This is a genomic window from Sphaerothrix gracilis Ecp01 (genome assembly GCF_030405905.1).
Classification (GTDB): Bacteria; Cyanobacteriota; Cyanobacteriia; order Phormidesmidales; family Phormidesmidaceae; genus Sphaerothrix; species Sphaerothrix gracilis.
Window position 1 is genome coordinate 63348 of record NZ_JASATW010000020.1, and the last position, 17400, is coordinate 80747.

17 protein-coding genes and 1 pseudogene are annotated in these 17400 nt (G+C 51.5%); 8 read left to right on the plus strand and 10 right to left on the minus strand.

The annotated features are described in order from the left end of the window. Positions 1-121: 121 nt before the first annotated feature. Both QJQ48_RS20080 and QJQ48_RS20085 read left to right on the plus strand, forming a co-directional pair. Positions 122-1432 (plus strand): eCIS core domain-containing protein, encoded by a 1311-nt coding sequence (locus tag QJQ48_RS20080; protein WP_346293031.1) that lies wholly within the window; start codon positions 122-124, stop codon positions 1430-1432. A 64-nt stretch (positions 1433-1496) separates the two neighbouring features. Further along, the gene (locus tag QJQ48_RS20085) at positions 1497-1634 is read left to right on the plus strand and encodes a hypothetical protein (protein ID WP_346293032.1); all 138 of its coding nucleotides are present in this window, start codon (positions 1497-1499) and stop codon (positions 1632-1634) included. A gap of 62 nt (positions 1635-1696) precedes the next feature. On the opposite strand, the gene QJQ48_RS20090 is transcribed toward QJQ48_RS20085, so the two are convergent. The 6 genes and pseudogenes from QJQ48_RS20090 to QJQ48_RS28465 form a co-directional block, all read right to left on the minus strand. Further along, positions 1697-2824 (minus strand): ATP-binding protein, encoded by a 1128-nt coding sequence (locus QJQ48_RS20090; protein WP_346293033.1) that lies wholly within the window; start codon positions 2822-2824, stop codon positions 1697-1699. A gap of 7 nt (positions 2825-2831) precedes the next feature. Next, positions 2832-3275, minus strand: coding sequence for a response regulator (locus QJQ48_RS20095; RefSeq protein WP_346293034.1), 444 nt, complete (start codon positions 3273-3275; stop codon positions 2832-2834). A gap of 5 nt (positions 3276-3280) precedes the next feature. After that, complete coding sequence (locus QJQ48_RS20100; protein ID WP_346293035.1) at positions 3281-4465, minus strand: sensor histidine kinase; 1185 nt, start codon at positions 4463-4465, stop codon at positions 3281-3283. Between the two features lies 1 nt (position 4466). Next, a complete protein-coding gene (locus tag QJQ48_RS20105; RefSeq protein ID WP_346293036.1) occupies positions 4467-4928 on the minus strand; it encodes a response regulator in 462 nt (153 codons plus the stop codon). A gap of 29 nt (positions 4929-4957) precedes the next feature. Further along, positions 4958-6169, minus strand: a complete 1212-nt coding sequence (locus QJQ48_RS20110) for a sensor histidine kinase (RefSeq protein WP_487247701.1) — start codon at positions 6167-6169, stop codon at positions 4958-4960. After that, positions 6164-6511, minus strand: a pseudogene (locus tag QJQ48_RS28465) (hybrid sensor histidine kinase/response regulator); the annotation flags it as partial. The gene QJQ48_RS20110 and the pseudogene QJQ48_RS28465, both read right to left, overlap by 6 nt. Before the next feature lie 374 nt (positions 6512-6885). Between QJQ48_RS28465 and QJQ48_RS20115 the strand changes: the two are divergent. The 4 genes from QJQ48_RS20115 (at position 6886) to QJQ48_RS20130 (ending at position 11075) form a co-directional block, all read left to right on the plus strand. Next, entirely contained in the window at positions 6886-7128 is a 243-nt protein-coding gene (locus QJQ48_RS20115; RefSeq protein WP_346293038.1) for a hypothetical protein, read from the plus strand. A gap of 553 nt (positions 7129-7681) precedes the next feature. Further along, positions 7682-8800, plus strand: a complete 1119-nt coding sequence (locus tag QJQ48_RS20120; protein ID WP_346293039.1) for a sodium-dependent bicarbonate transport family permease — start codon at positions 7682-7684, stop codon at positions 8798-8800. A 147-nt stretch (positions 8801-8947) separates the two neighbouring features. Continuing rightward, positions 8948-9262, plus strand: coding sequence for a P-II family nitrogen regulator (locus QJQ48_RS20125; RefSeq protein WP_346293040.1), 315 nt, complete (start codon positions 8948-8950; stop codon positions 9260-9262). Between the two features lie 226 nt (positions 9263-9488). Next, positions 9489-11075, plus strand: a complete 1587-nt coding sequence (locus tag QJQ48_RS20130; protein ID WP_346293065.1) for a cation:proton antiporter — start codon at positions 9489-9491, stop codon at positions 11073-11075. Here the strand turns inward: QJQ48_RS20130 and QJQ48_RS20135 are convergent. The 3 genes from QJQ48_RS20135 to QJQ48_RS20145 all read right to left on the minus strand — a co-directional run bounded on the left by QJQ48_RS20135 (position 11072) and on the right by QJQ48_RS20145 (position 15552). Further along, positions 11072-11752, minus strand: a complete 681-nt coding sequence (locus QJQ48_RS20135; protein ID WP_346293066.1) for a potassium channel family protein — start codon at positions 11750-11752, stop codon at positions 11072-11074. The two genes, QJQ48_RS20130 and QJQ48_RS20135, sit on opposite strands and share 4 nt — an antisense overlap. Positions 11753-11822: 70 nt before the next feature. Further along, positions 11823-14567 carry a cation-transporting P-type ATPase gene (locus QJQ48_RS20140; RefSeq protein WP_346293041.1) on the minus strand — a complete coding sequence of 915 codons (2745 nt, stop codon included), beginning with the start codon at positions 14565-14567 and terminating at the stop codon, positions 11823-11825. Next, a complete protein-coding gene (locus QJQ48_RS20145; RefSeq protein ID WP_346293042.1) occupies positions 14542-15552 on the minus strand; it encodes a carbohydrate kinase family protein in 1011 nt (336 codons plus the stop codon). The genes QJQ48_RS20140 and QJQ48_RS20145 overlap by 26 nt, the downstream gene beginning before the upstream one ends. Positions 15553-15781: 229 nt before the next feature. On the opposite strand from QJQ48_RS20145, the gene QJQ48_RS20150 reads away from it, so the two are divergent. Further along, positions 15782-16018, plus strand: a complete 237-nt coding sequence (locus QJQ48_RS20150; RefSeq protein ID WP_346293043.1) for a DUF2281 domain-containing protein — start codon at positions 15782-15784, stop codon at positions 16016-16018. Further along, positions 16009-16410 (plus strand): type II toxin-antitoxin system VapC family toxin, encoded by a 402-nt coding sequence (locus QJQ48_RS20155; protein WP_346293044.1) that lies wholly within the window; start codon positions 16009-16011, stop codon positions 16408-16410. Before QJQ48_RS20150 ends, QJQ48_RS20155 begins: the two co-directional genes overlap by 10 nt. Positions 16411-16418: 8 nt before the next feature. Here QJQ48_RS20155 and QJQ48_RS20160 read toward each other — a convergent pair whose 3' ends face one another. Next, a complete protein-coding gene (locus QJQ48_RS20160) occupies positions 16419-17381 on the minus strand; it encodes a sugar-binding transcriptional regulator (RefSeq protein ID WP_346293045.1) in 963 nt (320 codons plus the stop codon). Between the last annotated feature and the right edge of the window lie 19 nt (positions 17382-17400).

A 17400-nucleotide genomic window follows, 5' to 3' on the forward strand; every position in this document is an offset into this window, starting at 1 on the left:
TTTACGGCAATTCCTTTAGGTTATTTTTAGTTGTGGTCAAAATGTAGAGAAAATGATCTCTAGAGATTGTACCGCTCTCGGCCTGATTGCTTCCGCAGCTTATCTTTATTAGGAGTCTCCCATGAAAACTTACGCACCTAAGTCTTCCTGGAAATCTTCATTAGCGCGATCGAAATCTGCTGCTGACAAATCAAAACCTTTGGCTCAGGCAAAACAGGAGTCGGGTACTCAGCCAGAAGCAGCGTCAGAGCGTGGCTGGGGGACAATGACGGACAATGTGATGCGATCGCTGGCGGCTCAGGAATCTGGTTCAAGTCAGGGAATAATTCTGCAACCCAAGCTAACAATTGGTCAAGCGGGCGATAAGTATGAGCAAGAAGCCGATCGGGTCGCTAAGCAAGTCGTGCGTCAAATGAATGCACCAGTAACCCAACCACCGATTGGCCGTAAAACTATCCAGCGTCTTGGTCTAGCTGGTAGAGAAGAGTTGCAGCGTCAGCCAATCATCCAAGCGCAGCGAGCTGTAGACGGTGGTCAGGCGTCTACAGCATTAGAAACTTCCATCAATCACGCTAAAGGCCAAGGAAAACCTTTAGATCAAAATTTACAACAATCGATGGGATGGCTCATAGGAGCCAACTTTAGCCGTGTAAAAGTTCATACAGATAGTCAGTCAGATAAACTAAATCGCTCTTTAAGCTCGCGGGCATTTACTATCGGCGATCATGTATTTTTCAAGCGTGGCGAATATAACACCAGTAGTCGTAGTGGTCGAGAGCTAATTGCTCATGAACTGACACACGTTGTGCAGCAAAAGGGTAATGAAGTAATTTCAAAAAGCACGCAGCCTGTAGCAAAAATCAGCTCAACAGAGGTTCCCCTGTTGAGCCGAAAAATAACAAATATAAGTCATAGCGTAACTAACAAGTCAGATAATTTTCTGAAGAAAACAGTTAATAGTCAGCATGTTGTCAAAGTAGACAAGAGTGAGGATGTTGAAAATATTAGGTTGGAAAGAAAGGTAAAAGCCTGGTATGGCAGAGGAACGGATAAAGGGTATACAGATTGGGCGCAAACTCATGGAAAGACCAAAAATATTTATGATCAAACTGAAAGGTATGTGGTCAAGCTAGAGGATAATAACGGTAGTTTGTTTGAAAAGTTAAACAAAGCTGTTAATACTTACGGCGTTCAACAGGACGATGGCCCACCAGAAAAAGCTAACAACAAAGAGCTTAATGTTAAAAGAGAAGCAGACAAGAAAACAATAACTATTAATGATTATGTCGGATTAACTAAATCTAGTGGTTATGGTAAGGACTATACGGAAGGAGAACTCAATGCTGAGTTCTTGTTCACGGCGACAGATGTTACAACTAATCAAAAGCAGTCAAAGGTAGATCAGGTTAGCTTGAAATATAAGAGCAAATGAGAAGATCCTTGACTAGCAAAATGTGACCGATCGCGCTTAGCCTGAGCAGGCGCAGGTGACGGCGATGGCCCAGTGCCTCAGTCCAGATCAGGTAGCTCAAGACGCTTTGCGCAGCCTCGACCAGCAGCAGTTTACGGACTCCCCCGGCCTAGAAATGGCGCTGCTAGCCCACTGGCACGGCCTGATTATACCTATGCTGTAAGTGGCAGTTCGATCGCGTTGTCAAAACGGTACGGCGCGATCGCTATTGATAGACTGGGGTATTCAGGATCTGGCCTGCGGTAAATCAATCCAAAAGCGGCTGCCCTTTCCCGCTTGCGACTCAACGCCAACCTCACCGCCTACTTTTTCGACCGCCTTGCGAGCGATCGCTAGGCCAATGCCAGTGCCGGCATAAGACTCAGAACCGTGTAATCGTTCAAAGACGCCAAAAATTCGCTCCTGCTGCGCTTCAGGAATACCAATGCCGTTGTCTTCAATCCAAAGCCGCGCCATACGAGAAGTAGCAGGCTGAAAGGACTCGCTATGCCATGACTCTAAAACTTCTGCCCAGATCCGAATCTGAGGCTGAACCTTGGGATGAACAAATTTAATTGCGTTGGAGATTAGATTCAGAAACGCTTGGAGCAAAATTGGCTTATGAGCCATCACAGTTGGCAGGGGCTGTTCAACTAAAATTTGCGCTTGAGACTGCTGCACGGAATGTTCCAACGTTGAAAGCGCCGTTGATATCACTACGCCTACATCAACAGGTTCTACGGGCGTTTCAGCTCGACTAAGGCGACTGTAAGCGAGTAAGTCTTCAATTAAATTGCCTAAGCGAGTAGCACTGGTTTGGATTCGATCTACGTAATCAATTCCCGTAGGATTTAGTTGAGAACCACAGTCTTCAAGTAATGCTTGGCTAAACCCTTCAATGGCCCGCAGAGGTGCTCGGAGATCGTGCGCAACAGAATAGCTAAAGGCTTCGAGTTCCGTATTGGCTACTTGTAGCTGCCGCGTAAGGCGTCCTCGCTCAATCCCATAGCGAATCGATCGCATCAGTAACTGAGGGGTAATTTCGCCCTTAATTAAAAAATCCTGTGCCCCCTGATTGATTGCCTGTAGCGCTTGCTTTTCATCATTAGCAATCGTGAGGACGATGACAGGTACGTGAGAAACGGCTTCGCGAAACCGGATAACGGTATTGAGGCCATCAGAGTCAGGTAAAAACAGATCTAACAGCGCTAAATCAAAAGACTGCTGCTGAACGGTATCAATTGCTTCGCTGAGGCGTTCTACAAAGACTAAGCGCCACTGCTCCGAGCCTGACTGCGAGAAAATTTGATGCAGTAAATTAGCGTCGCTGGGGCTGTCTTCAACAACTAAAATCGAAAAAGGAGTCTGAGTCATAGTTGACTTATTGGGAAGGTAGAGCAGCAGTCCTCAGCCAAAAGCTGTCAACTGTCTGTATCATCTGCAAGAAACTCTGCACGTCAAACGGCTTAACGATGTAGCAGTTGGCGTAGAGCAGATAGGACTGTTGAATATCTTTTTCGGCTGCTGAAGTCGTAATGACAATGACGGGAATCTCTTTTAGGTCAGGATCAGATTTGATCTGATGCAAGACCTCGCGCCCATCTAGTCGGGGTAAGTTGAGATCTAGGAGAACGAGGTCTGGACGAGGCGCTTTGGTATAAGGCTCCTGTTGTCTCAAATAGGCGATCGCTCGCTCACCATCTTCTAGCCAGTGAGTTTGGTTCTTAATTTTACTCTGACTTAACCCCCTGCGAATTAGGGCGGCATCACTTGCAGAGTCTTCAACCAGCAGGATATTCAAGTATTTGTTGGTTTCGCCTATCATGTCTCTTAGTCTGAATTGATAGCAGCTACAGCAGCAGTTTTAGAAGGAGTCTGGGCTAGGGTGAAATAAAAGGTGGTGCCCACACCAGGCTCAGAGTCTAACCAAATTTTACCGTTGTGTTGCTCTACGATCCTTTTGCAAAGGGCAAGCCCAACCCCGGTGCCCGGAAACTCTCGTTGGGTATGCAGGCGCTTAAAGATCTTGAAGATGCGATCGAAATACTCAGGCTTGATGCCAATACCGTTATCTGCCACGCTGAACAGCCACTGCTGGTGTTCAGTAGGTTGGGCTTTAATCTGGATCTGCAGCGGCACGTCGCGGCGAAATTTGAGGGCGTTACTCAGCAGATTTTGAAAGAGCTGCACAATCTGAGAATAGTCTGCAAGCAAATGAGGCAGGGAATCGACTTCAATTGCGGCCTGGTTTTCCTGAATGACAGACTGCAAGTTACTCATTGCGGCCTCAACGGCCTGGCGGCAGGCAAAGAGGCTAAAGGGATGACTGTCGCTGCCGGCCCGCGAATAGGTGAGCAGATCCTGAATCAAACTCTGCATTCGCCGAGTGCCGTTGAGAATATAGTCCATATATTCTGAGGCAGTGGCGTCAAGCCTATCGGCATACTCGTTGTTGAGCAGCTGCGTATAGCCGCCAATGGCTCGCAGTGGCTCCTGCAAATCATGAGACGCAATATAGGCAAAGTCTTCTAAAGCCTCATTGGAGCGAGACAGCTCCTCGCGCAGACGGTTCTCCTGCTCAAATAGCTGCCGATATTTTTGTTCATTGTCCCGCAGCGCTCTCAGGGCGCGATTGCGCTCAATCGATGCTCGAATATAGTGTTCTAGCAAAGAAGATTGAAGATAGGCTTTATCGAGATAGTCAGCGGCCCCCGATCGCAAGGCGGCAATGTCCAGTTCGCGATCGCCTTGCCCGCTCAAGATAATCACCGGAGCATGATATTGCCGCTGCTGGATCATCTGTAGCAGTTCTAGCCCATCATGCTGACCCAGCCGATAGTCTACGAGATAAACATCGTGACGCTGCTGCTCAATTCTGGTGGCTGCTTGCTCAAAAGTAGGTACCCAGTCAAGCTGAAACTGCTGTTCTCGTACCTCATCTAGCAGATCTCGAATTAAAAAAAAGTCATCCTCATCATCTTCGACTAGTAAGACGCTAATAGCGTTATCGATCATCTCAAATCTCTCTAGAGGGGAGGGCCACAATCTCAAACCAGTAGCGGCCAATGCATTTGATTACTTCAACCAGTTGTTCAAAGGTAACAGGCTTGACGATAAATGAGTTCACCCCTAGTGAATAAGAGCGCACAATATCTTCTTCCTGCTGAGAAGTGGTCATCACAATGATAGGAATATGTCGCAGATGCGAATCAGCCTTAATTTCCAGTAAGGCCTCACGCCCATCTTTCTTCGGCATGTTCAAGTCTAACAAGATCAAACCGGGACGCGGTGATAGAGCTGGATCTTGATAGGCCCCGCGATGATGTAGATAATCCAGCAGTTCTTCACCGTCATTGACAAAATAGAGTGGATTGGCCAGCCGACTTTCCACTAGGGCTTCTTGGGTCAATAAGCGATCGTCTTCATCATCTTCAGCCATCAAAATAGGGACTGGATCGCCGCTAGGCACATTGGTCATGCAAACGAAGAATAAGGGATAGAAGTATTCTACGGGGTTTGCTGCTTGGGTAAGGTCACAGTAAAAACAGTTCCTTCACCTGGCCTGCTGTTGGCTGTAATTTGACCGCCATGACGTTCGACAATTTTGCGGCAGATGGCCAGGCCGATACCAGTTCCCTCATACTCTGAGCGGCCATGTAGGCGCTGAAACGGAATAAAAATGCGGTCAAGATACTTTGGCTCAAATCCGATACCATTGTCTGCAATTTGGAGCCGAATGAAGGGATTAGCGGGATCCTGAACGCTCTGATCTACTTTGACCTTGGGCGGTACATCAGGTCGATGAAACTTAAGAGCATTGCCAATCAGATTTTGAAACATTTGCCGCATTTGCAAGGGATCGGCCTCAATTGTGCCTAACTCATCAATTTCGATTTGACCCTGAGTTTGCTCAATTCGCATTTCTAAATCAGAGCACACATTTTGCACCACCGTGTTGAGATTAACGGCGGTGAAGGGCTGAGCTTTGGTTGTCACCCGAGAGAACATGAGCAAATCCTGAATCAGCGTTTGCATCCGCTGGGAGGCATTATTCATGCGGCGCAGATAGTCCTGCCCTTTTTCCCCCAGTGCCTGACTGTATTTGGTCTGTAGGCGATCGCCAAATGCCTGAATTTTTCGCAGAGGTTCTTGCAAATCGTGAGAGGCGACGTAGGCAAAATCCTGCAGTTCTTGGTTAGAGCGAGCCAAGTTCTGATTGACGGTTTGTAAGGTTTGCTCCATGCGCTTCAGCTTACTAACTTCGACCACCACAATGCCAAAGGCGGTAGCAATCTGCTCAGGATTTAAAATGGGAAAGTAAGAAGCCAGCCAATAGCGCTTGACTCCCGGCAGTTTTGGCGTTTCTCCGATCACTTCCCGATTAACGGCCTGACCGACTTGTTTGACCTCTTCTAAAACCTCAGTCACCACTGGAGCTAAGTCAGGCAGCACTTCAGCAATAGTTTGGCCCAAATGCTGCTCTGCCAGAACACCATTTATATCCGCTAGGGCCTGATTGATTTGGCGGTAGCGCCAGCGATCGTCAATAATACAAAGGCCAATATCTGCACTCGAAGCGGCCTCGAAGAAGGCGGTCAGAAGGGCTTCACGGGCTTCAACTTCCTGCTGCAAAGATTTGCGTTCGGCCACTTCTTGCGCTAACCGCTGATTAGCTGCCTCAAGGGCAGCAGGACTACGAAGGGCTAGAGCTTGCGGCACGATGGATATTAAAGTGGCGGCTGTTCCCAGGGAGACAATTGCGGTGATGCCCTTAATCAGCCCTGATACCCAGTAATCGGGATGCCAGAGAGTCCATACGGACATCAGATGGGTGGTCCCACAGGCAACAATAAAGGCGCTGAACAGCCAAAAAACTTCTGGATAAGGAATATCCTGACGGCGGCGCACAAAGTAGACCAGAATCAGCGGAATTGAGTAATACGCTAGGGCAATGAGTCCATCTGCAATCACATGCAGGCTCACCAGGGAAGTTTGCCACAGATAACAGTGACCGTGGGGAATAAGGGCCATTGTTGATATCTGCGAGAAGGAACTAAACATAATCCAAGATTGCTGAGATCAGACGATTAGTGAAAAGTGCCTCTTGATCTTAGTAATGGAAGACTGCATGTACAGAAGAAAAGGCAATATTTCAGGAAAACGTCGTACATAAGCCAGCCTTATACAATGGGTTTGCAAATTTGAGGCAATCTTTCATAAAAAACCGCTCGTCTGCAAAACAATTGCATAAACTAAACAATATGGTGTTTAGCAAAAGCATAGACTTTTGGCTATGAACTAGATTTGGCTCACTCAAAGCTGTGATCTTGTTTCTGAATACGCTACCAACACACAGGTGAACTTTGAGCAGGTGTTCCGTGCGATACAGGCCTTGTCCTGTAGGCAATACACACGATAGGTATAAAGCGGAAATCATGGATAAGTTTGAATCAAAACAGTCGCAACCCGAACTGGATATTAACGAAGGCTGGGTTGTACAGGTATATGGCAGTAACCGCCGTTTGCTCTGTGTCTTAGAACCTTCTCACGGCTGGATTTTTCTAACTGGCTGCTGCGTCAGCTTGTTGCTATCAGTCTTTTGGGTCAACGCTGCTCGCTGCAGCGCTCCGATTGAACCCATCAACCCACCCAAACCCCCGGCACTGCAGGTAGATTAGGGCATTCTGTCGTTGAGTCGTTAATAGTTCTGAAGTAGTTCTAAAATTTTGCTGCTGCCGATAAACAGGTGTGTGATCGGTCAGCGATCGCAGTCGCGTCACATCTTGGGTGTGATTTGGCTGCGATCGCTGTGTGAGTTGACTGAGCCTTTGGTGCCCAACAGCAAGAGATAGAGAAAAATCTGCGATCGCTATTTACATTAATCAGATATGGGCCAAAAGCTGCCGAATAAAAGAAAAACTTATGAATTGCATTTAGCATTCGTTTTTGATTCGTGCTATGCGGCGCAAATTGAAACGCATTTTTAAGATAGACTTATACATATGCAAAGTTAATCTTCAATAGATTTAAGTCTATTGAAAAAGGTACGGGACAGCTTTGTTTCCCTGCCCCGTTCAGAGAACAGCCACCTCTGAACACCCTGTTGACAGGTTCTTGCGTAACACCTGTGTTGTAGGGGTGAAGCGCTTCACCCTTCTTTCTTTAACTTTTTAAGCTCACTTGTCACAATAATCACTCCTCGTGAGAGGAGGCGGAAGGAGGTATTTGTTTGTGGATTTCTTATCTGATTTCTTGACGCTCTTCCTGGCGAAGTTGCAGTCCCCGACACTTGGCTTTCTAATTGGTGGTATGGTCGTTGCCGCCGTCAATAGCCGACTGCAAATTCCAGATGCGATCTATAAGTTCATTGTCTTCATGCTGCTCATAAAAGTTGGCCTGAGCGGCGGCATTGCGATCCGCAATGCCAATCTGGCGGAGATGCTGTTGCCTGCCCTATTTGCCGTGGTGACGGGGATTCTAATCGTGTTCATCGGGCGTCACACATTGGCCAGGCTGCCGAAAGTCAAAACCGTGGATGCCATTGCCACCGCAGGCTTGTTCGGTGCCGTCAGTGGCTCAACCCTCGCCGCCGCCCTAACCTTATTGGAAACAGAAGGCATCGAATACGAAGCCTGGGCCGCTGCACTTTATCCCTTTATGGACATCCCGGCGCTTGTGACGGCGATTGTCTTGGCCAGCGTTTATCTCAGCAAGCAGCGTAGCAGGGCAGATGAGGTTATCAGCAAACAGGAGTATCTCAGCAAGCAGCCCGTTACCGCAGGTGGATATCCCAGAGAGCAGCGCATTACCGCAGGTGGATATCCCAAAGAGCAGGACGCCGCAGACAAACAGGTTGAGATATGGCCTATCGTCAAGGAAAGTCTCCAGGGATCTGCCCTATCGGCACTGCTGCTCGGCCTCGCTCTAGGTGTACTGACCCGGCCAGAAAGTGTCTATGAGAGCTTCTTCAATCCTCTCTTCCGCGGCCTACTTTCAATACTAATGCTGGTAATGGGTATGGAGGCAGCTGCAAGGATCAGCGAGCTGCGCAAAGTGGGCCATTGGTACGCTCTATATGCCTTAATAGCACCGCTGCTGCATGGGATCATCGCCTTCGGTTTCGGCATGATTGCCCACGTCACTACAGGATTCAGCCTTGGCGGCGTCGTCATCCTAGCCGTCATTGCCGCCTCCAGTTCAGACATCTCAGGGCCACCCACTTTACGAGCCGGTATCCCGTCGGCTAATCCCTCTGCCTACATCGGCTCGTCCACAGCCGTCGGTACGCCAGTGGCGCTTGCCTTGGGAATACCACTCTTCATTGGGCTGGCCCAGGCGCTGGGCGGCTGAACCTAGAGGGAGTATGGTCTGCTGGTGCTCCGGCCCAGCGACTAGCGCAGCGGCTAGATCAGCGCGATAGTGCGCGGTGCTGCCGTTTTCCTAAGTTCCTAAGTTTTTGCACAGATCAATTAATACACACGTCGAGAGGTAACACACATGACCCAACAAGCCACCAAACTCGTCATCGTTACGGAAAGGGTACTGCTGAAGAAGCTTGCCAAAATCATTGATGCAGCCGGGGCCACTGGTTATACGGTGGTAGACGCTGGCGGCAAAGGCAGCCGCAATGTGCGCTCGTCAGGACAACCCACCGTCAGCGACACCTACTCAAATATCAAGCTCGAGGTGCTCACTCCCAATCGGGATATGGCCGTGAAGATTTCGGATGAGATCGCAGCTAAGTTTTTCGACGACTATTCAGGCATCGCCTATCTCTGTGGAGTGGAAGTGCTGCATGCGCACATGTTCTAACTGAAAATCCCAGTCAATCAAACCCCAAAAGCCGGGTGCCCTTACCCCGGCTGTCGCAGGTCACGAAAGTTGGGAAAATCCCATATAGGGACATTCAGCCATATCTCTGCCCGCTCGGTCTGCTATGTGACAAACGAAGCGGTAAGCTTTTTGCAGCATCGCTGCAATTGTCACTTTAAAGGGAGCTTTTGTGTCAAATTTTCTGCTGGCAAATACCCAACCTCTCTTGGCCCAAGCGCAATCCCTGGCTCTGCCAATCGGGGAAATTACCAGCCTGGTGAATACGCTAATTGTGCTGTTGTTGGTGGCCACTGGCGTTGCATTGGTGACTCGGTGGCTGCGAATTCCCTATGTTGTGGGGCTGGTGTTGGCCGGACTGGCGATTACCAAGCAGGCTCTCCCTGAGGCAATTGGGCTCAATCCAGATGTGATTCTGAATCTGTTTCTGCCAATTTTGATTTTTGAGGCAGCCGTCAATACTGATATCAGCCGTTTGCGGAGCACCCTCAAACCGATTGCCTTATTGGCCGGGCCGGGGGTCATCCTCTCGGCGGTGATTACCTCAGCTTTGCTCCAAACCTGGTTAGACCTGCCCTGGATTACGGCGGCGGCGGTAGGGGTGATTTTGACCATTACGGATACCGTTTCGGTGATTGTGGCGTTTCGAGGAATTCCTGTGCCGGCCCGCCTCACCACCATTGTGGAAGGGGAAAGTCTCTTCAATGACGGGATTGCGCTGGTGTTGCTGAGTCTGATTACAACGATTCATTTGGAAGGCTCCTTCAGCCTGAGCGGCGGTATCCAGCAGGTGGCGATCGCCTTTATCGGCGGCGGTATTCTGGGGGTTGGCTTGGGCTATCTCTGCGTCGGTCTGTTTCGCCAGTTAGATGATGCCCTCAGTAGTATTCTGCTGACGGTGGCGGTGTCGTTAGGCACCTTTCAGATTGGGCAGGCGTTGGGGGTGTCGAGCGCGATCGCGGTCGTGATTGCGGGATTGGTGATCGGTACTTTGGGCTTTCGCCGCACGTCAGCCTCAACCCGCGTTACCCTGTTGAACTTTTGGGAGTATGCCGGGTTTGGGGTCAATACCTTCATCTTTTTGCTGGTCGGCATTGAGGTCGATCCTCGAATTCTGGTTCAGGCGCTCCCAGCCGCGCTCTTGGCAATGGGGGCGTACCAAATGGGTCGGATCCTGACAATTTATCCGCTACTGTTCTTGCTGCGATTTTTTGATCGCCCCTTGCCGCTACGCTGGCAGCATGTGCTAATCGCTGGGAACGTCAAAGGCTCCCTCTCGATGGCTCTAGCCATCAGCCTGCCGCTGACGCTACCGAATCGGCCTGAAGTCATTACCCTGGTGTTTAGCACCGTGTTAGTGTCTCTGGTGGGACAAGGGGTAAGCTTGCCGTGGCTGGTCAAACGACTGCGCTTATCGACCCCCTCCGTCATTCGCCAACGCCTGGAAGCGCTGCAGCTCAATATGATCACGGCAAAAGCGGCCCAAGAGGAACTGCAGCATCTGTTGCAGTTTGGCAGCTTGCCCAAGTCGCTCTATGAAGAGCTGTTTGCAACCTATCAAGCTCGTGTTGCGGCTTCCGAGCGAGAACTACGCGACTTCTATAACCAGCGCCTGGCAGAGGGCATTAACACCCTAGAAGAACAAAACTACCTCGACAGCACCCTGCGGCGTCTTTACTTAGCTGAAAAAGGTGCAATCAACGATGCCTTGCGTCAAGGCTTACTCTCCGATGAAGCCACTCAGGCATACGTGCAATCGCTAAATGAGAAGCTGCTGTCTCTAAAAGATGATTAAGGGGAGCATAGCCCCATAAAGTCGATTATTTGTCGGACGAGTTCAGGTTTTGTGACGGCTAAAATCGTCGAACCACTTTCTAGAACCGTGCTGCCATTGGGAATCACCAGATCTGCATGGAGATGGGCCTGATAGCCAATAACTAGAGTTCCACTGGGAAAGCGAGGGTCCTGGGCAATTTCAGCCAGGCTCCGCCCAACGATGTAGCATTCCTTGGGAATACTCAGCTTGAGAACCTCAATCTGCCCTTGCTCAAAATGCATCATGGCGTCGACTTGGGGATACTCGATGGCATTGACGACTCGGTTGATCGCCAGTTCCGTCGTGCTGATGATGTGGGTCGCTCCGGCGAGTTGATAAGGCTCAGCAAAATCGCGATCGCGCATTCGCACAACAACTTGGGAAACTTGGTAGTGCCTTGAAAGTGTCACCAGTGCCAGATTGAGGGCATCTTCTCGGAGGGCTGCGATGACAATATTGGCTTTGCCAATACCCGCCTCCAAGAGCGTCGTCGTATTGACGGCACTGCCCTCAAAAGCCATGACCCCAATTTTTTCGCGGGCATACTGACAGGCTGAAGCATCGGTATCGATGACGGCAACAGTGTGCCCCCTGTGCAGCAGCGTCTTGGCTAACTCCAACCCCATCATGCCAGCGCCCCCAATCAGAACGTACAAAGGCACCTCCCGCTCAAATGTAATTTTTTCCAAGTTTGGCTCTAGGGCCTAGATAGCCATAGCAGTCGAGTCACATATTACGACGGGGTGCATCAATCTGATTGACGAAAATTGCATAGGGCACCATCGGCACCATCGGCAGCAGGCAAATTAACCCCTGCCTCCAAGTTAGGGGTGCTGTTGCAAAGAGCGTATTCATCACGCCCCACTGACTAAATATCACTTGCAGTCCCACAGCTGCCAAAATGCCGCTGAGCAAGATGGGGGCATTGGCAATGGATGCCGATTTACGGCTGAGGAAATGCAGGAGGCTAGTCCCTAACTGGCTGATGCTCAGTAAGTAAATAATCCGGGCCGCGACCAGAGCTTGAATGGACATGGTGCGAGCGATCGCCACGTCCCCCGTGGTCGCCTTGACCCATTCAAACATGCCAAAAATTAAAATCCAGTTGAAGAAGGAAACCGCCAGAATCCGGCGCAAGAGCCGTCCGGTCAGCAACGACTCTCCTGGATAGCGGGGCGGTTGCTGCATCAGGCCGTTGGACTTGGGTTCAAAGGCGAGGGGCACCGTCATGGTGAGGGAGTTGATCATGTTCAACCAGAGCACCTGGAGGGAGAGAATGGGTAAATCCCTAGCCAGCAGGGCGCTGATCAGAATGGTCATGGATTCTCCCCCGTTGACGGGCAGGAGAAAGGCGATCGCTTTCCGCAGGTTCTGGTAGACGGTGCGCCCTTCTTCTACCGCCGCTTCGATGGAAGCAAAGTTATCGTCAGTCAGCAGCATGTCAGCGGCTTCTCGCGCCACTTCGGTGCCGTTTTTGCCCATGGCAATGCCGATGTCGGCCTGCTTCAGGGCCGGGGCATCATTGACCCCGTCGCCGGTCATCGCCACGATGTTGCCCTTGAGCTGCAGGGTTTCCACCAGCCGCAGCTTCTGGGCCGGGGCGACCCTGGCAAACACATCCCCGTCGATAACGGCCTGGGCTAGTTGGGAATCGTCCATCGCCGCCAGCTGCTTACCCTCAAAGGCAAAGACCCGATCGGCCTGGTGGATACCCATGCGATGAGCGATCGCCTGGGCCGTAGCAATGTGGTCGCCCGTGATCATCTTCACCTGGATGCCCGCAGACTGGCAGGCATGAACGGCGGCGATCGCCTCCGGGCGAGGCGGGTCAATCATGCCCTGCAATCCCAGAAACACCAGGCCCGACTGAATATCCTCGTGGTCGATGGCGTGGTGGCGATCGCCCACCGTCTTACGGGCAAAGGCCAGCACTCGCAGCCCTTTGGCGGTCATGGCCGCAACCGCCTGCTCAATAGCGACCGGGTCTAAGGGCATTGACTGGCCCGATGCCGCCATGAGGTGGGAGCAGCGTCGCAGCAGGGCCTCCACCGATCCCTTGACGTAAATGATCCGGGGGAGGGCATCGTGTAGAGTCGCCATATACTGATATTCAGACTCAAAGGGAATGGAATCGAGCCGGGGCATTAAACTCGTCATTCTCGCCTGGTTCAGGTCTGCTTTGGCCGCTGCGGCAATCAAGGCCCCTTCCGTCGGGTCGCCCACAACCGTCCAGTAGTCTTCTTGCTTGAGCTGGCTATCGTTGCACAGCAAACCTGCCACCAGACATTCCCGCAAGGCATCCGGTAAGTGATCTGCCAAAAAACAGTTATCGGCGGCATCGCCGGACCCCAGACCGATCTCTCCCTTGGGACTATAGCCGCTGCCGCTGACCTGGTAGGTCTGTTCCCCGGCGTAAATGGCCTGTACGGTCATCTGGTTTTCAGTCAGGGTGCCGGTTTTGTCGGAACAGATCACCGTAGCGCTGCCCAGGGCTTCCACAGCGGGCAGCTTGCGGATGATGGCATGGCGACGGGCCATACGGTTGACGCCGATGGCTAGGGTAATAGTTACCACAGCGGGCAGCCCTTCAGGAATGGCACTCACCGCCAAAGCCACCGCCGCTTCAAACATGTACTCCCAGGATTCTCCCTGGCCCAGGCCAATGGCAAAGGTGAGGGTGGCCAGGGTCAAGATGCAGTAGAGCAGGGTGCGGCTGAATGCTGCAAACTTACGGGTCAGGGGAGTTGTCAGATTGACTCGCTGCTCCATAGACTGGGAAATCTGGCCGACCTCAGTGGCCCCTGCCGTTGCCACCACCAGTCCTGTACCCTGACCAAAGGTGGTAAAGCTACCGGCGTAGGCCATGTTAGTCCGCTCGGCCAGGGGCGTTTCTGGCGGCAGCGGCTGAACGGATTTCTCCACCGGCACAGATTCTCCGGTCAGGGCAGACTCATCCACCTGGAGATTGCGAGATTTCAGCAGCCGCAGGTCGGCTGGCACCTTGTCGCCTGACGACAGCAGTACGATATCCCCAGGCACCAAATCCTGGGACTGCACCCGCAGCATCTGTCCGCCCCTGAAAACGGTAGTTTCGGTAGTGACGGCTTTAGCCAGAGAGGCGATCGCGCCTTCGGCCTTGGCTTCCTGCACGTAGCCGATGATGGCGTTGATCACCGTCACGCCCCAAATCACTGCCGCATTGGTCCAGGAGCCCAAAAATGCTTTCACCGCTCCCGCCAGCAGCAGGATGTAGAGCAGCGGCTGATGAAACTGCAGCAAAAACCTCAGCCAGGCGGGTTTTCCCGGTTTGACGGGCAGCTCGTTCCAGCCATAAACTTCGTAGCGGTTGGCGACTGCTTCGGCGGTCAGCCCTGAGTTCAGGTCAGTTTTGAGTTGTTCGGCAATCTGATCAATGGAGTACTGGTGGTAGGACCGCGAACTTGCTTCAGCCAGCATCACAACCTCCAGCATAAGTTCTTGGCATGAGGAATACGTGAGAGTCTAAGAACTGAGCCACATCCTGGGGCGTAGGCTGGGCCGCGATCGCCCCCGGCTTCATCGTCGTCAGCGCCCCCACTGCACTGGCATAGCGCAAAATTTCCTCTAGCTTGTCAGCAACTTGCAGGCTGTCCCAGCCCTGCTGGCCAAGCTGATGCAGAAAACCTGCCAGAAACGCATCTCCGGCCCCCGTGGTGTCAACGCTGTCAACAGTAAAAGCCGGGAGGGAAATGCTGTGGTGCTGAGTGGTGCAGGTGCTGCCATTGCCGCCATCGGTCAGCAGCACGGCCTGCAAGTTAGGAAACTGCTGGCATATTTCACCAGTAGAGTCGGTATTGAGTAGCCACTGGGCTTCTTCAAGAGAAAGTTTGAGCAAATCAGCCGCTTGCAAAAAGGCTCGGATGGTTTTAGGGGCGATCGCTGCGTCAGGCCAGAACACTGAACGCCAGTTCAAATCAATCACAATTTTCGTACCAGTCTGCTGAGCCTTGTCGCGGGCTCGCTCCATCGCTTGAGCGGTGGTCGGATAGGCCAGTCCCAACGTGCCCATCACCAAATAGCTCACGCCGGTGAAGTCGATGGCGTCAATCCACTCTGGGGAGAGATGGGCATCGGCGAAGGCGGAGGGGTCTGAGCTGCTGAAGCCAATAAACGTGCGATCGCCGGTTTCATCTCGCTCCACCAGCACGATGCGAGTCGGCGCATCCGCGTATCGCTGGATCTGGCACGCGACGCCTTGATCTTGCAAAACCTGAATCAGCCAGTCACCCAGGTTGTCTTTGCCCAAGCAGCTCACCATGCGGGTGGGGGTGCCGAGTTTGGCGATCGCAGTAGCAACGTTAGCCGGTGCTCCACCAGGATAATCGGTCCACTTTTCTACATCCTTTTGAGGATTTTTACTAACCTCAAAGAGGCGATCGATTAAGCATTCTCCCAGGCAAATCACGGATTCTGTCATTGTTAACTCCTATCTAGGTTCTCATCTTCCAAGCTGCTGCAATAGACTGCCATGGGTTCTCTCTGCGATTTAGTCAGGTTGTAGCGGTCGCTTCCTTGCTAGTAAACTCTGTCATCAGTTTGCCGTAACGACCAGGATTATGGCGGAGGATGTTAAGCCTACGCCAACAGTTTGTAAACAAAATAAACCGCTAAACTGACTATGAGGACGGGGCTAGCCAGAGGTGAATATGCTGGAATTTGAACGACTGAGGCAAGATATTCAATCACTCCCTGACGAAGCCCAACAACTACTAACCGATTTTGTTGCTTTTTTGAAGCAGCGTTATCAAGCTACTTCTCTAGAAGAGAACCATTCCACCTTAAATTTGGATAACTCTCCCTTCGTCGGCATGTGGAGCGATCGCCCTGAAATGCAGGATAGTACTCAATGGGTTAAACAGATTCGTCAGCAGCATTGGAGCTAGCCAAAGTGACACGACTTCTGGTTGATACCGACATTTTGATCGATATTGCCAATCGAGATGAAACAGCTATCAATCGTCTTAAAGCAGAAAGTCAACAGGGTCCTTTAGCAATCTCTTCAATCACAGTTATGGAGTTAATTGTGGGTTGCCGCAATAAGCAAGAGCAAAACCAGCTAGAGGACTTTCTAGCTCAATTTCAAGTGATTGCTCTTGATGGCAAAGTCTCAACGCAGGCGATCGCTCTGCTCAAAAATTATTGCCTTAGCCATGGGCTGTTGATTGCCGATGCTTTGATTGCAGCAACGGCGATCGCAAACAACATTGCACTGCTCAGCAAAAACCAGCGCGACTTCCGCTTTATACAAGAGCTAGAACTTCTGGCTTATCCTTAAGCTAGAAGTCAAGCTTGATCCAACATAGCTTCAGCGGCGGCTTCATCAGTAATCAGCCCTGTAATTAACTGGCCCCGCAGGGCGGCTCGAATGGCTTCGGCTTTACCGATTCCTCCGGCGACGCCAATGGTGGATTTCTGAGCGGGTTGTTCTAAGGGCAAGCTGGCAACCCGAGCATTGCTGCCTTTTTTCAGCAAATTTCCCTGGGTATCGAAGGCCCAACCAGCAATTTCGCCAATCGCCCCTAGATCAATCAGTTCGGTCAGTTCTTCGTCATTGATGAAGCCATCCTCATGGAGGGGCGAGTTCCAAGCGATGTGACTAATGCCGACAAAGGTGACTTTGGCCTGCTTGGCTAGCGATTTAACCGCCATAAACGCTTGCTGCGTCTGCAACAAGTCGCGTTCCTCAGCACTGGTGGCCACTGCCGGGACCGGCAGTGGATAGGCCTGCGAGCCGATCTGCTCAGACAGGTGCATGACCACCTCGTAGCGCCCCGCCAAACCATAGTGAGACATGTTGCCCACAATTGAGACAACTTTATGCTGGGGTTGATTCATAGAAGGGATTTGATCCACAGCGGCCCGCAGGGTGCGGCCTGAGGAAAAGGCTAGGATAGAGGGCGTTTTTGCTACGAGATAGTTCTCTAAATAGGTTGCTGCGCAGACCCCCAAGCTGCTGTAAGGGGGGGCACCATTGGCTGAACTGGGGACAACCTCACAGAGAGAAAGGGCAAACTTGTCGCGTAGCGCTTCGGCCAGGACAATACATTGGCTGAGGGGATGATCGAGCCGAAACTTGATTAGTTTTTCGCTGACAGCCAGGGCCACCAGGCGTTGGGCGGCTTGTCGCGACACATTGAGCTTCGTGGCGATTTCTTCCTGGGTATTCCCCGCAATGTAGTAGAGCCAAGCGGCATGGGCTGCCTGGTCGAGTTTGCGATCGCGCTTTTCTACGTTAGGTTCTCCCATCTCTTACCTCGAAGCTTAA